The organism is Jiella pacifica (genome assembly GCF_010500815.1).
GTDB classification, from domain to species: Bacteria; Pseudomonadota; Alphaproteobacteria; order Rhizobiales; family Rhizobiaceae; genus Jiella; species Jiella pacifica.
The window spans coordinates 45792-58211 of record NZ_JAAAMG010000015.1 but is presented as its reverse complement, the minus strand read 5'-3'; the positions used below and the strand labels follow the sequence as shown (position 1 = coordinate 58211).

The following is a 12420-nucleotide window of genomic DNA, read 5'->3' as shown; positions in this document are numbered from 1 at the left end:
CCGGCCTTCAGCTGACGACACCATCGGCTGGTAATCCGAAACGGACCGTCGATCAGAAAGAGTGTGGACCGCGCAGTCCGTCGCGTTAATCTCCCCTCGCAACGGATCCGCCCGTTTTCGCGGCAGATCTGACGAGTGGCTGCAAATCCACCAGCTGGCGACAGGACTTCATGACCGACCATCGCGATTCCACCGCCCCGGCCTCCTCACCCCTCGCTTTGACGCCCGACCTCGTGGCGCTGACGATCCGGCCGGAGCCGGAACGCGGGCCCGAGCCGGGCTGGACCCTTTTGAGCGACGAGGAGCTGGACGCGCTGGCGGAGCGCTATGACGAAGAGAGCGGCGAGGAGCCCGTCTGGGTCTTCGCCTATGGATCTTTGATCTGGAAGCCGGACTTCGACGCCGTGGATCACAAGCTCGCCACGGCCTATGGCTGGCATCGCTCCTTCTGCCTGAAGATGACCCGCTGGCGCGGCTCGCCCGAGCAGCCCGGGCTGATGATGGCGCTGGAGCGGGGCGGGCGCTGCGACGGGGTGATCTACCGGCTCCGGGACGCGGACCGCAGGGCCCAGCTCCGGCGGGTCCTCTATCGCGAGATCCGCTTCCATCAGGCAGCCTCGATGGCCCGCTGGGTGCCGGTGCGCACCAGCCAGGGCCGGCTCCGGGCACTGACCTTCTGGGCGGGGCCGAAGGGCGAGCGGATCGCCAGCCGGCTGCCGCTCGAAGAGGTCGCGCCGATCCTCGCCCGCGCCTGCGGCCACGCCGGCTCCTGCGCCGAATATCTCCACAACACCGTCCGCCATCTCGAAGAATTCGGCATCCGCGACCGCAATCTCTGGCGGCTTCAGGAACTCGTCGCCGAGGAAATCCGCGACATCCACCAGCGCGCGGCGTAGGGGGCGCTCGCTGGCGAGACGTTGGACGTCCGGGCTCTCCGGCCGGGCAGGGGCCGGTCGATCCGTGTTACCAAGCCCGACGGGTTCACGGCTTCGCGCGCGTGCTTCGTTGGTGCTTCGGCGGTCGTCCCACGCCCCGAGACATGGCCGGGCCGCAGGATCGAGCAGACCGAAGCGTCTTCAACCCCGGATCCTTGCAGAACGCCGTTCCCCGCGCCGAGCCCATCCGCTCCGGCGGTCGCCGCTCTGAGCCCCTCATCCTGAGGTGCGAGCCGGCCGAAGGCCGGTGAAGCCTCGAAGGGCGAGGGGCGGGGCGGGGCGCCTGTCATCCCTCGCCCTTCGATCCTTCGACAGGCTCAGGAGCCTTCGGCGGCACCTCAGGATGAGGGATGATGAAACGCGACGCTCTTGGGCGGCCTTCGCATGCTCACTCTTCTGGCTGTCATAGGCCGGCTCGGAGTCCGGGACGACGAGCGTCAATCGCCGCGACCCGCCGTCCAAACCCTCGGCCGCGCGGCGAGGGGGCCGCCGTGATCAGCCTCTCCCTCACTTGCCGATGCAGAACTGCGAGAAGATCACGTCGAGGAGGTCTTCGACGCCGACCTTGCCGGTGAGCCGGCCGAGCGTGTCCGAGGCTCGGCGCAGGGTTTCGGCGCCGACCTCCGCCGGCAACGCCGAATTGCCGATGAACTCTTCGAGGACATGCAGGGTCTCGGTGACGAGGTCGCGCTGGCGAGTGCGCAGCGGGATGGCCACCTCACCGCCGCCGTCGACACCGGCAGCCGCCGCGGCGAGTTCGGCGATCCGCTGTGTCAAGGTGTCGAGCCCCGCGCCGGTCTTCGCCGACACCGTGAAGTCGAAGCGGAAATCGGTCCATTCGTTGCCGAAGCGGGCGGTCAGCCCGCTCGGCGCCGGCTGGTCGGCCTTGGTGCGGACGGTGAGGATGCGCCGGCGGCCCCTGGCTGTGCCCTCGGCGAGGTCTTCGAGCGAGGCGTCGGCGGCCAGCATCATCGGATGTTTCACGTGAGACAGAAGCTCGGTGAAGCGCGCCAGCGGCCCGTGGCCCTGCTGGGGATCGACGAGGGCGAGGACGAGGTCGGCCTTAGCCATCACCTCGCGGGCCCGCTCGACGCCGATCGCCTCGACCCTGTCCGAGGTCTCGCGGATGCCGGCCGTGTCGGAAAACCGCACCGGGATGCCGGAAAGGTCGAGCGTCGCCTCGATGACGTCGCGGGTGGTGCCGGGAACCTCGGTGACGATCGCCACCTCCCGGTCGGCGAGCGCGTTGAGGAGGCTCGACTTGCCGGCATTGGGCGCCCCGACGATCGCCACCTTGTAGCCGGAGCGCAGGATCTCGCCGCGATCGGCGCGGGCGAGATGGGCGCGGATCTCGGCGACGATTTCGGCGACCTCGTCCCTCACCGTGTCGGCGACGTCCTCGCTGACGTCGCCTTCGTCGGAAAAGTCGAAGGAGGCTTCGAGATGTGCCCGCGCCTGGGTGAGACGAGCCATCCAACCTTCGTAGAGTATCCGTAGCGCGCCGCCGGCCTGAAGGACCGCCGCCCGGTGCTGGCCTTCCGTCTCGGCGGCGATGAGATCGCCGAGGCCCTCGGCCTCGGTGAGGTCGACGCGGCCGTTCTCGAAGGATCGCCGGGTGAATTCTCCGGCCTCGGCGAGGCGCGTGCCGACGGCCGCGGTGATCGCCTGGAGGCAGGCGGTAACGACGGCCGGGCCGCCATGGAGGTGGAACTCGGCGATGTCCTCGCCGGTGACGGTCGCCGGTCCGGGAAAGAAGATCGCGATGCCGCGATCGATGACGGCGCCGGCCGCGTCCCTGAAGGTGCGAAGGCTAGCCCGCCGCTCCGGCGGGACCCCGCCGCAGAGCCGCGTCAAAGCTCCGCTCGCGTCCGGCCCGCTGACCCGGACGACCGCGACGCCCGAGGGCAGCGCGCCGGAAGAAAGGGCGGCAATGGTGTCGGAATGCATCCCGGCGTCCTTGAATCGCGTCGGTGGTTCGTTCCGGCCGACCTTACGCCATCGGGGCGGAGCGCGCGACCGGGTCCGATGTTCGGAGGCTGCGGGTGCGGCTGCGGCGACGCCCATTGTGCCTGGGCTGCAAGCCAAAACGCGTCCTTCGAAGCCGCCTTGGACAGTGCGATGACTGCCGGCCGCAGGCGAGCCGGTGCCCTAGACGCGCCGGATCGCCGACACCGCCGCCTCGCCGAGGATCAGCGCCCCGGCGCCGCCGAGGATGCCGCCGGCCACCCGGTTGAGCCGGCGCAGCGCCGCCGGCTGCGTCATCAGCGAGCGCGCCTTGGCGGCAACCAACGCATAGGGCGACAGGACGACGAAGAGGACGATGACGGTGAGGACCGCCAGCATCGACCACTCGGGAACGCCGACGCCGTGAAGATCGAGGACGCTCGGGAGCAGTGCCAGGTAGAAGACGATGGTCTTGGGGTTGCCGAGGGTGACGGTGAAGCCGGCGAGAAAAGCCTTCAGGCCGCTGCGGGCCCTTGCCGCGCCGAGCTTTGTGAGGCCGCCTCTGCTGTTCCAGAAGAGATAGCCGAGATAGATCAGATAGGCCCCGCCGAGGATCTTCACGACGAGCAGCGCCTCGGCGAAGATCTCCGCCAAAGCGGCGAGACCGGCGACGGCGATGGTCAGGTAAACGATATCGCCCAGCGCCAAGCCGGCGAGAAAGAACAGCGAGGCCCGAAGCCCGTTGCCGAGCGACTGGCCCACGAGGCCGGCGACGCCCGGCCCCGGAATGAAGGCGGCGATGCCGAGCGCGGCGGCATAGGCGAGATAGGGGGCAATCACGGCAGCGGTCATCGGGCTCTCGTCATAGGGCGTTCTGCATCGCCGTTCTAAACCGGCCGGGCGCCCGCCGCAGCCCGAAAATCGACCCGCCTGCCTTCGACGTGCGGTCTCCTTCGACCGCTCTCCGCATCTTCAGGAAGACGCCCGCCCTTCCGGCAGCGTTTCGCCACTGCCGGAAAAGAACCCGTCTCGCGGATGTGCCTCAGGCGAGTTCGGCGAGGTTCGCCGCATCGAAGCCCTTCAGAGCTTCGCCCTCTTTCACCCTCCGCGGCCAGTCAGGATCGCTGATCAAGGCGCGGCCGACGGCGATGAGGTCGAACTCGTCGCGCTCCATGCGGGCGATCAGCCTGTCGAGGCCCGCCGAGGTCGAGCTTTCGCCGCCGAAGGCGCCCATGAAGTCGCCGGAAAGGGCGACGGAGCCGACGCTGATCGTCGCCGCGCCGGTCAGCCTCTTCGCCCAGCCGGCGAAGTTGAGGCCCTCTTCGCCGTCGATCTCGGGAAATTCCGGCTCCCAGAAGCGGCGCTGCGAGCAGTGGAGAATGTCGACCCCGGCCTCGACCAGCGGCGCCAGCCAGTCCGTCATGGCATCCGGGGTTTCGGCGAGCCGCGCGGTAAAATCCTGCTGCTTCCATTGGCTGACGCGCAGGATGATCGGATAGTCCGGCCCGACGGCTTCGCGCATTGCCGCGATCACCTCGGCGGCAAAGCGCGAACGCTCCCTGATCGTCGCGCCGCCCCAGCGATCGGCCCGATCATTCGTGCCCGACCAGAAGAACTGATCGATCAGATAGCCATGGGCGCCATGGATCTCCACCGTATCGAAGCCGAGGCGCTTCGCATCGACGGCCGCCTTGGCGAAGGCGGCGACCGTGTCGGCGATCGCTTCCTCGCTCATCGCGTCGCCCCTGAGGGTCGCGGGCGCGACGAGGCCCGAGGGACTCTCGATCCCGGCCGCCGGCTCCCATTTGGTCAGGAAGCTCTTCACCGAGCCGACATGCCAGATCTGCGGCGCCATCTTGCCGCCGGCCGCGTGCACTTCATCGATGACGGCCTGCCAGCCGGCAAGCGCCTCATCGCCGTGGAAGAAGGGAATGCCCGGGTCGTTGCGGGCAGCCGGCCGGTCGATCACCGTGCCTTCCGACAGGATCAGCCCGACGCCGCCTTCGGCGCGCCGGCGGTAATAGGCCGCATTGGCCGCACCGGGAACGCCGTTCGGCGCCATCGAGCGGGTCATCGGCGCCATGACGATGCGGTTTTTCAACTCCAGGCTTTTCAGACGAAACGGGCGGAAGAGGGCGTTGGTTGTTTCAGAGGGCATCGATCGGGAGCTCCGTTGAGATGGGAGGCTCACAGGTATACATTGGTGACCAGGGATCAATTACGCACTTTCGATCGACCAAGTATCTTGGAGGAAACCGCGCCATGACCGAGACCGGGAAAATCTGCTTCGACGTCAACTGCCCAAGCCGGCTGTTGTTCGACCAGATCGCCGACAAATGGTCGATGATGGTGCTGACCGTCCTCGATCGCGGCCCCTTGCGCTTCAACGAGATCAAGCGCCGGCTCGAGGGGGTGTCGCAGAAGGCGTTGACGCAGTGTCTACGAAGGCTGGAACGCAACGGCCTTCTGGCCCGCCACGTGATCGCGACTTCGCCGGTCGCGGTCGAATACGAGATCACCGACCTCGGCCGCACGCTGCAGCCGCCCTTCAAGGCGCTCTACGCCTGGACGATGCAGAATCTCGACACGGTCGAAGCGGCGAGGGCGAGCTTCGACCGACGGGCCGAGAGGGATGGGCGGACGAGCCGGCCGGAGGCGGAGGCCTCGATGTCGGCCTGAACTCGCGCCCCGGCCGATCTGCCCTCGAAGCGAAGCCACGGGGCTCTAGCTTCCAGCGCTCGATACGCAGTGCTTCCAGACACCCGAGCCGGAGCGACCCCATGAGCAACCAGCTTGGCGATGCGGTCAGCCCGTATCTGCTGCAACACGAGCAGAATCCCGTCGACTGGCGGCAATGGTCCCCGCAGGCGCTAAACGAGGCGAAGGCGAGGGACTGCCCGATCCTGCTCTCGGTCGGCTATGCCGCCTGCCACTGGTGCCACGTCATGGCCCATGAGAGCTTCGAGGACCCAGCCGTCGCGGGGGTGATGAACCGGCTGTTCGTCAACGTGAAGGTCGACCGCGAGGAGCGGCCGGACATCGACCATCTCTACATGTCGGCGCTGCATGCCATGGGCGAGCAGGGCGGCTGGCCGATGACGATGTTCCTGACGCCGGACGGGCGGCCCTTCTTCGGCGGCACCTATTTTCCCAAGGAGCCGCGCTACGGCAGGCCGGGCTTCGTCCAGGTGATGGAGGCGATTGCCAAGGCCTGGGCCGAGCGGCGCGAGGAGATCGAAAACAGCGCCGGGACGATCGCCGGCCATCTCCAGTCGGTGATCGGCGGACCGCTGGAGGCCGGCGCGCCATCCTCGGGCGCCTTGGCGGCGCTCGATCTTCCGGGCGCCGCCGCGCGCATCGGCGGGCTCGTCGATCCCGCCCGCGGCGGCATGAAGGGCGCGCCGAAATTTCCCAATGCGCCCTTCATGGAGATCCTCGCCCGCTCGGCCTTCGAGACCGACGGGGAGGCCCATCTTAGCGCCTTCCTCAGGACCACCCGGGCCTTGGCCGAGGGCGGCATCTACGACCATCTCGGCGGCGGGCTGCATCGCTATTCCACCGACGATCGCTGGCTGGTGCCGCATTTCGAGAAGATGCTCTACGACAACGCCCAGTTCCTGCGGCACCTCTGCTGGGCCTATCGGGCGACCGGCGACGACCTCTTCCGCCGGCGGATCGAGGAGACCGTCGGCTGGCTGGATCGCGAGATGCGGCTCGACGGCGGGGGGCTCGCCGCCTCGCTCGACGCCGACAGCCTCGACGAAGACGGCCATGCGGAGGAGGGGGCCTTCTATGTCTGGCAGGAAGGCGAGGTGAACGCGCTCCTCGGCGCGCAGGCAGCCGCCTTCGCCCGCGCCTACGACGTTTCGGGCGCGGGCAACTGGGAGGGCAAGACGATCCTCCATCGCCTGCATCCGGGCGCAAGGAGCGACGATCCGCACTTTGACGAGGCGCGGGCGACTCTCCTGGCAGTGCGGGAGAAGCGTCACCGGCCGGGCCGCGACGACAAGGTGCTCGCCGACTGGAACGGCCTTGCCATCCGGGCGCTGTGCGAGGTCTCGAAGCTCCTCGGCGACGACCGGGCGCTTGCCATGGCCAAGGGCGCCTTCGCCTTCGTGATGGATCAGATGGTCGAGGGCGGCCGGTTGCGCCATGCGGCCCGCGACGGGCGGACGGCGGGTCTGGCGCTGTCCTCCGACTATGGCGCCCTGATCTCGGCGGCGGCGGCGCTGTTCGCCGCGACCCTTGAGAGCGACTATCTTGACCGCGGCCTGTGGCTCGCCGCAGAGCTCGAGCGCTGGCACGGCGACGGCGAGGGCGGCCATACGCTGAACGCCGAGGATTCCGCCGACGTCCTGTTCCGCCTGCGCGGCGATCAGGACGAGGCGGTGCCGAGCGCCACGTCCCTCGTCATCGAGGGTCTCGCCATGCTCGGCCAAGTGACCGGACGCATCGCCGTCACCGAGGCGGCCGAGCGCGCCGCCGAACGGGCGGCCGGCCGCATCGGCGGCAACGTCTCGGGCCATCCGGGCATCGTCGCGGCGGCAAGGCGGCTCGTGCGGGGCTCGGAGCTGGCGATTTTCGGGGCAGAAGGCGAGGAAACGCGGGAAGCGATGCAGGCGGCGGCGCAGAGAAGCGTCGACCTCGACCGGCTGGACCTTCTCGCCGCCTCGCCGGACGAACTGCCACCGCAGCTCGCCATCGCCGGGATCCGCCCGGAGCGTCTGCCGGCGGCGCTTCTGTGCGAGGCGCGGGTGTGCCGCGCGCCGGTGTTTTCGGCGGAAGATTTGGCGGGGTTGTTGAGCCGAAGCGGGGCGGTGGGCTGACGCTCGGCCCGAATTGCGTCAGGCCGAGGAAGACCGTGCCTCACGCTTCGGCGTATTCGTGGAGGATCGAGTCGATCAGCGTCTCGTAGGGGATGCCCTTCTCCGCCGCCCGCGTCTTCAATCGTGCGAGGTCGCGCTCGGAGATCGAAATCGAGATTTGCTGGCGTGCGCTTCCTTCGAGCATCTGCCGCGCCGCCAATTCAAGACGCCTGCGTTGCTCGTCGAAATTTTCAACCGAAACCCACTCGTCGGAATCGTGGAATTCGAACTCGGCACGTTCTTCCTCGCTGTCGAAGATCGGCTGAGGCTCAGTCTTGCCCGTCATATCCGTGTTCCCCGGCTTCGTTTGGTGGCTTTTCGGCTCGGAAACATCGTCTTGAGAAAAACGCCCTGCGAAGTCTCAACGAACGGGACGACCCAGACATAGTCATCGATCCAGAGAAAAAACTGCTTCTGATGGCCGTAGCGCGCGCGGTTCGGATGCTCGCTGACCTGAATCAGCCCACCTGCGGACAGAGCGATGACCGCCCTTTCGAAGCCAAAGCCATAGCGCGTCTTCAGGATCTCGTTCTTCTCTTCGCTCCAGTCGATGTCCATGCGTGAATATGGATCGGAGCGATATCTGCCGCAAGATCAACCGGCCATCGAGGCCGGTGTCAAAACCGGCGAAGCCCATCGCAAACGAGTTGGCGCAAATGAGTTGGCCGGTGCTCGCGGCACCGGCCATGTCATGGCACCAAGCAACTGCCGGAGCCGATCGCCCCAGCCGCCTTACAGCAGCCCGGCTTCCTTATAGTAGCGCTCGGCGCCCGGATGCAGCGGCACCGGGAGGTTCTTCGCCGCCGTCTTCGGGTCGATGGCCTTCGCCGCATTATGGGCGGCGGTCAGCTCGTCCAGATGCTCGAACATCTGCTTGGTCATCTGGTAGGCGAGCTCCTCGTCGACGTCGGAGGAGGTGACGAGGATGTTGGTGATCGCAAGCGTCGGCACCGCCTGGTCCTGGCCGTCATAGGTACCGGCGGGGATCTCCACCGCCTGGAACGGCGCGCCGAGTTTCTCGGCGATCGCGGCGGGGACGGCGACGACGCTGATCGGCAGCGAGGCGGCGAGGTCGCGGATCGAGGCGACGCCGAGGCCGGCGGACTGGAGCGTCGCGTCGAGCTGGCGGTTCTTGATCAGCTCGACAGACTCGGCGAAGGGCAGATATTCGGTCTTGCCGAGATCGTCATAGCTCATGCCGGCAGCCGAAAAGATCGCCCTCGCGTTCAGCTCGGTGCCCGAAGCAGGCGCGCCGACCGATAGCGCCTTGCCCTTCAGGCCTTCCAGATCGGTGATGCCGGAATCCTTCGAGGCGACGATCTGCACGTAGTTCGGATAGATCGCCGCGATCGCCCGAAGCTTCTCGACCTTCTCCGGGAAGCCGGCCTCGGCGTTGCCTTCCGCCGCCGCCTTGACCGAATCGCCGAGGGCAAAGCCGATCTCGCCGCGCCCTTGCGTGACCAGCTTGATGTTCTCGACCGAGGCCTTGGTCGACTGAACCTGCGTCTTCACGCCCTCGATGTTGTCGCTGTAGACTTTGGCGAGGGCAACGCCGAGCGGATAATAGACGCCGGAGGTGCCGCCGGTCAGGACGTTGATGAACTGCTGGGCCGAGGCCGAGGCCGGCGCGAAGGCGAGGCCGGCGACGACGGCGGACGCCGCAAGGCGCGTGAAATGTCTCATGAAACTCCTCCCGATGGGGCCGAAAATGGCCCATGGCCGAAGCTTCTCATAGCCGGTCCCCGAAGCTCAACCCCGCTTCGTGCGGAACCTTCGTCGCATTGCCCGTCGTCGGCCGATCGAGCCCGGCATTTCACGTGAAACGTCTTGCGGACAATCGCCTCGGGCCGCCTAGATAGTTGCCGATCGAGATCTTGCCCGGAGCCGCCGCCATGCTGAAGGAATTTCGCGAATTCGCCCTCAAGGGCAACATGGTCGATCTCGCCATCGGCATCATCATCGGCGCGGCCTTTTCCGGCCTCGTCAATTCGATCGTCTCCGATCTGTTCATGCCGCTGGTCGCGGTGATCACCGGCGGCGTCGATTTCTCCAACAAGTTCGTCGCGCTCTCCAGCGCCGTCACCGCGGCGGGCCTGGAAGAAGCCCGCAAGCAGGGGCCGGTCTTTGCCTATGGCAAGTTCCTGACGCTCACGATCAACTTCCTGATCATCGCCTTCATCCTGTTCCTGGTGGTCAAGATGATGAACCGGCTGAAGCGCCGCGAGGAGGAAAAGCCGGCCGAGGTCGCCGAGACGCCGCGCGAGGAACGGCTGCTGGAGGAGATCCGCGACATCCTGGCGAAAGGAACCGGCGCAGAGCGGCGGGTTTAGGGTGACGGTGGAAGGACGTCAAAGCCCTCGACATCGCGCGACCCATCCCCGCCATACGGGCAATGCGGCCACTTCTGGCCCACGGCCAGGGCCAGGGCGGACCCCTTTTCGCGGGCGAGACTTGAGGCCGGGGCGTCATGCCAAACGGCCGGCTCGGGTGAGAAGCTGCCCGTTCGCTTGGGTTAAGTTCAGGCCAAAGCGGGGCTGCGAGCCAAGCCCCTTATGAGTTCGCCCGAAGCTTCAGGTAAGTGAGCGGCGGCGCGCCGAATGCTCGCTTGAACATGCTCGTGAACGCGGCCGGGTTGTCATAGCCGAGTTCGCCCGCCACGGCTGTGACCGAAGCTCCGGCAACCAGCTTCGTCATCGCGGCCATGAGACAGGCCTGTTGTCGCCAATTCGCGAAGCTGAGACCCGTCTGCGCCCGGAACAGGCGGGTGAACGTCCTTCGGCTCATGGCGAGCCCTGTGCACCAGTCGTCGATCGTCTCCCCGATGGAAGGAGCTGCAATGAAGGCCTGACAGCGCGCTGCCAAGGGCTCGTGGGCCGGATAGGGCAGAGACAGCGGCAGCGCCGGCATGCGTCCCACCTCGCACAGGATCAGGTCCATCAGCGCCCCGTCGCGGCCATGGAGGTCGTACTCCAGCGGGCAGGTGAGCGCCTCCGCCATCAGGGCCCGCATGAACGACGACAGACCAACGACCTGGCACGTTGCGGGCATGCCGGGCACCGCATCCGCCTCGATGTAGAGGCTGTGCATTTCAACGGTCCCGATCATCCGGACGTGGTGGACGGTGCCGGGCGGGATCCACATCCCCCGTTCCGGGGGCATCAGCCACGCACCCTCGGGTGTCGTCAGCAGGATGATGCCTTCGCTGGCGGTCATGAGTTGCCCGCGTCGGTGCTCGTGCGGTTCGACGTAGTGTCCCGACGGGTAGCGCTTGGCGATGGCCACGATCTTTCGCGGGGTCCCGTCGACGATGTTGATGTAGATGTCGCGCATTTTGGCCCACTTGCGTAGCACGCTGACCCACATCGAGTGGCGGGCCAATCGGAGCTTGTCTATCCCTCAGGCTTCCGGGCGCGCAACGTCGTGTGGGCCCGAGACAGGATCCAGAGGCTCGAGGCAATGACTCAGACCGCGGCAATGAACACTGCACCGGCGACGACGGTCGTCTCCGTCCTGGGGGCGGCCAGCGTCTGTCACCTCCTGAACGACCTGATGCAGGCGCTCCTGCCGGCGAGCTATCCGATCTTCCAGGATGAGTTCGGCCTGTCATTCGCCCAGGTCGGTCTGCTGACTTTCGTGTACCAGATCACCGCCTCCCTGTTTCAGCCGTTCATCGGCCTCTACACCGACCGCCATCCGCTGCCCTACTCGCTTCCCGTCGGCATGGCCTCGTCGCTCGCCGGTCTCATGACGCTGGCCTACGCGCCGAACTTCGTCGTGCTGCTCATCGGCGGCGTTCTTCTGGGCCTCGGGTCCGCGATTTTCCATCCGGAATCGTCACGCATCGCCCGTCTCGCATCCGGCGGTCGACATGGCCTGGCGCAATCCGTCTTTCAGGTGGGCGGCAACTTCGGTTCGGCGCTCGGGCCGCTTGCCGCGGCCTTCATCGTCCTGCCGCGGGGCCAGGCGGGCCTGGCCTGGTTCGCCCTGGCGGCGCTGGCGGGCATTGCGATCCTGACGGCCCTCGGACGCTGGTACGAGCGGAACGGCCATGCGAAGAAGCCGTCCAGCACGGCGCCCGCCCGCCACCCTAACCTGTCTCGCGGACAGGTGTCGAAGGCGATGACGATCCTGCTCGCCCTCCTGTTCTCGAAGTATATCTATCTCGGGTCGTTCACGAGCTACTATATCTTCTTCATGATGGAGCGGTTCGGGCTCTCGACCCAGACGGCGCAGGTTTATCAGTTCGTCTTATTCGCGGCCGTTGCCGCAGGAACCGTCGCGGGCGGGCCGATCGGCGACAGGGTGGGGCGCAAGGTGGTCATCTGGGTGTCGATCCTCGGCGTCCTGCCGTTCACGCTGCTGCTTCCCTATGCCGGCCTGACCCTGACGGCTGTGCTGTCCGTCGTGATTGGCTTCGTCATGTCCTCGGCCTTCCCTGCGATCGTGGTCTACGGGCAGGAGCTGATGCCCGGACGGGTCGGCATGGTCTCCGGGCTGTTCTTCGGGTTCATCTTCGGCATCGGCGGCATCGGCGCGGCGCTCCTCGGCATCCTCGCCGACTACACCAGCATCGGCTTCGTGTTCCGGGTTTGCGCGTTCCTGCCGGTCCTCGGCATCCTCGCGGCCTTCCTGCCCAGCACGCGCATGCTGAAGGGCGACTGATCTTGTCGGCATGA

At 67.1% G+C, this 12420-nt stretch carries 12 protein-coding genes; 5 read left to right on the top strand and 7 right to left on the bottom strand.

What is annotated here, in order from left to right; genetic code table 11:
* Positions 1-170: 170 nt before the first annotated feature.
* Entirely contained in the window at positions 171-896 is a 726-nt protein-coding gene (locus tag GTK09_RS17465) for a gamma-glutamylcyclotransferase (protein ID WP_163464753.1), read from the top strand.
* Positions 897-1442: 546 nt separating this feature from the next.
* Here GTK09_RS17465 and mnmE read toward each other — a convergent pair.
* The 3 genes from mnmE to GTK09_RS17450 all read right to left on the bottom strand — a co-directional run bounded on the left by mnmE (position 1443) and on the right by GTK09_RS17450 (position 5037).
* Positions 1443-2882 carry a tRNA uridine-5-carboxymethylaminomethyl(34) synthesis GTPase MnmE gene (gene mnmE, locus GTK09_RS17460; protein ID WP_163464752.1) on the bottom strand — a complete coding sequence of 480 codons (1440 nt, stop codon included), beginning with the start codon at positions 2880-2882 and terminating at the stop codon, positions 1443-1445.
* Positions 2883-3083: 201 nt separating this feature from the next.
* Entirely contained in the window at positions 3084-3731 is a 648-nt protein-coding gene (locus tag GTK09_RS17455; RefSeq protein ID WP_163464751.1) for a LysE family translocator, read from the bottom strand.
* 190 nt (positions 3732-3921) lie between these two features.
* Positions 3922-5037 carry an NADH:flavin oxidoreductase gene (locus GTK09_RS17450; protein ID WP_163464750.1) on the bottom strand — a complete coding sequence of 372 codons (1116 nt, stop codon included), beginning with the start codon at positions 5035-5037 and terminating at the stop codon, positions 3922-3924.
* 104 nt (positions 5038-5141) lie between these two features.
* Here GTK09_RS17450 and GTK09_RS17445 point away from each other — a divergent pair, with 104 nt between their 5' ends.
* Complete coding sequence (locus tag GTK09_RS17445) at positions 5142-5558, top strand: winged helix-turn-helix transcriptional regulator (RefSeq protein WP_163464749.1); 417 nt, start codon at positions 5142-5144, stop codon at positions 5556-5558.
* Positions 5559-5659: 101 nt separating this feature from the next.
* Complete coding sequence (locus GTK09_RS17440) at positions 5660-7705, top strand: thioredoxin domain-containing protein (RefSeq protein ID WP_163464748.1); 2046 nt, start codon at positions 5660-5662, stop codon at positions 7703-7705.
* Between the two features lie 40 nt (positions 7706-7745).
* On the opposite strand, the gene GTK09_RS17435 is transcribed toward GTK09_RS17440, so the two are convergent.
* The 3 genes from GTK09_RS17435 to GTK09_RS17425 all read right to left on the bottom strand — a co-directional run bounded on the left by GTK09_RS17435 (position 7746) and on the right by GTK09_RS17425 (position 9427).
* Positions 7746-8030: a CopG family antitoxin gene (locus GTK09_RS17435; protein WP_163464747.1), complete on the bottom strand. Its 285-nt coding sequence runs from the start codon at positions 8028-8030 to the stop codon at positions 7746-7748.
* Entirely contained in the window at positions 8027-8302 is a 276-nt protein-coding gene (locus GTK09_RS17430; protein WP_163464746.1) for a toxin, read from the bottom strand. Before GTK09_RS17430 ends, GTK09_RS17435 begins: the two co-directional genes overlap by 4 nt.
* A 174-nt stretch (positions 8303-8476) precedes the next feature.
* Positions 8477-9427, bottom strand: coding sequence for a TAXI family TRAP transporter solute-binding subunit (locus tag GTK09_RS17425; RefSeq protein ID WP_163464745.1), 951 nt, complete (start codon positions 9425-9427; stop codon positions 8477-8479).
* Positions 9428-9636: 209 nt separating this feature from the next.
* Between GTK09_RS17425 and mscL the strand changes: the two genes are divergently transcribed.
* Positions 9637-10074 (top strand): large conductance mechanosensitive channel protein MscL, encoded by a 438-nt coding sequence (gene mscL, locus GTK09_RS17420; RefSeq protein ID WP_163464744.1) that lies wholly within the window; start codon positions 9637-9639, stop codon positions 10072-10074.
* A 220-nt stretch (positions 10075-10294) separates the two neighbouring features.
* Here the strand turns inward: mscL and GTK09_RS17415 are convergent, their stop codons facing one another.
* Positions 10295-11074 (bottom strand): AraC family transcriptional regulator, encoded by a 780-nt coding sequence (locus GTK09_RS17415; RefSeq protein ID WP_203561083.1) that lies wholly within the window; start codon positions 11072-11074, stop codon positions 10295-10297.
* A gap of 126 nt (positions 11075-11200) precedes the next feature.
* Between GTK09_RS17415 and GTK09_RS17410 the strand changes: the two genes are divergently transcribed.
* Entirely contained in the window at positions 11201-12406 is a 1206-nt protein-coding gene (locus GTK09_RS17410; RefSeq protein WP_163464742.1) for an MFS transporter, read from the top strand.
* Positions 12407-12420: the final 14 nt, after the last annotated feature.

Bases quoted from the DNA above. Each gene is read 5' to 3' on its own strand.
- GTK09_RS17435 (WP_163464747.1), bottom strand. From the start codon at position 8,030: ATGACGGGCAAGACTGAGCCTCAGCCGATCTTCGACAGCGAGGAAGAA.
- GTK09_RS17465 (WP_163464753.1), top strand. From the start codon at position 171: ATGACCGACCATCGCGATTCCACCGCCCCGGCCTCCTCACCCCTCGCT.
- GTK09_RS17410 (WP_163464742.1), top strand. From the start codon at position 11,201: ATGACTCAGACCGCGGCAATGAACACTGCACCGGCGACGACGGTCGTC.
- mscL (WP_163464744.1), top strand. From the start codon at position 9,637: ATGCTGAAGGAATTTCGCGAATTCGCCCTCAAGGGCAACATGGTCGAT.
- GTK09_RS17425 (WP_163464745.1), bottom strand. From the start codon at position 9,427: ATGAGACATTTCACGCGCCTTGCGGCGTCCGCCGTCGTCGCCGGCCTC.
- GTK09_RS17445 (WP_163464749.1), top strand. From the start codon at position 5,142: ATGACCGAGACCGGGAAAATCTGCTTCGACGTCAACTGCCCAAGCCGG.
- GTK09_RS17455 (WP_163464751.1), bottom strand. From the start codon at position 3,731: ATGACCGCTGCCGTGATTGCCCCCTATCTCGCCTATGCCGCCGCGCTC.
- GTK09_RS17430 (WP_163464746.1), bottom strand. From the start codon at position 8,302: ATGGACATCGACTGGAGCGAAGAGAAGAACGAGATCCTGAAGACGCGC.
- GTK09_RS17450 (WP_163464750.1), bottom strand. From the start codon at position 5,037: ATGCCCTCTGAAACAACCAACGCCCTCTTCCGCCCGTTTCGTCTGAAA.
- GTK09_RS17440 (WP_163464748.1), top strand. From the start codon at position 5,660: ATGAGCAACCAGCTTGGCGATGCGGTCAGCCCGTATCTGCTGCAACAC.
- mnmE (WP_163464752.1), bottom strand. From the start codon at position 2,882: ATGCATTCCGACACCATTGCCGCCCTTTCTTCCGGCGCGCTGCCCTCG.
- GTK09_RS17415 (WP_203561083.1), bottom strand. From the start codon at position 11,074: ATGCGCGACATCTACATCAACATCGTCGACGGGACCCCGCGAAAGATC.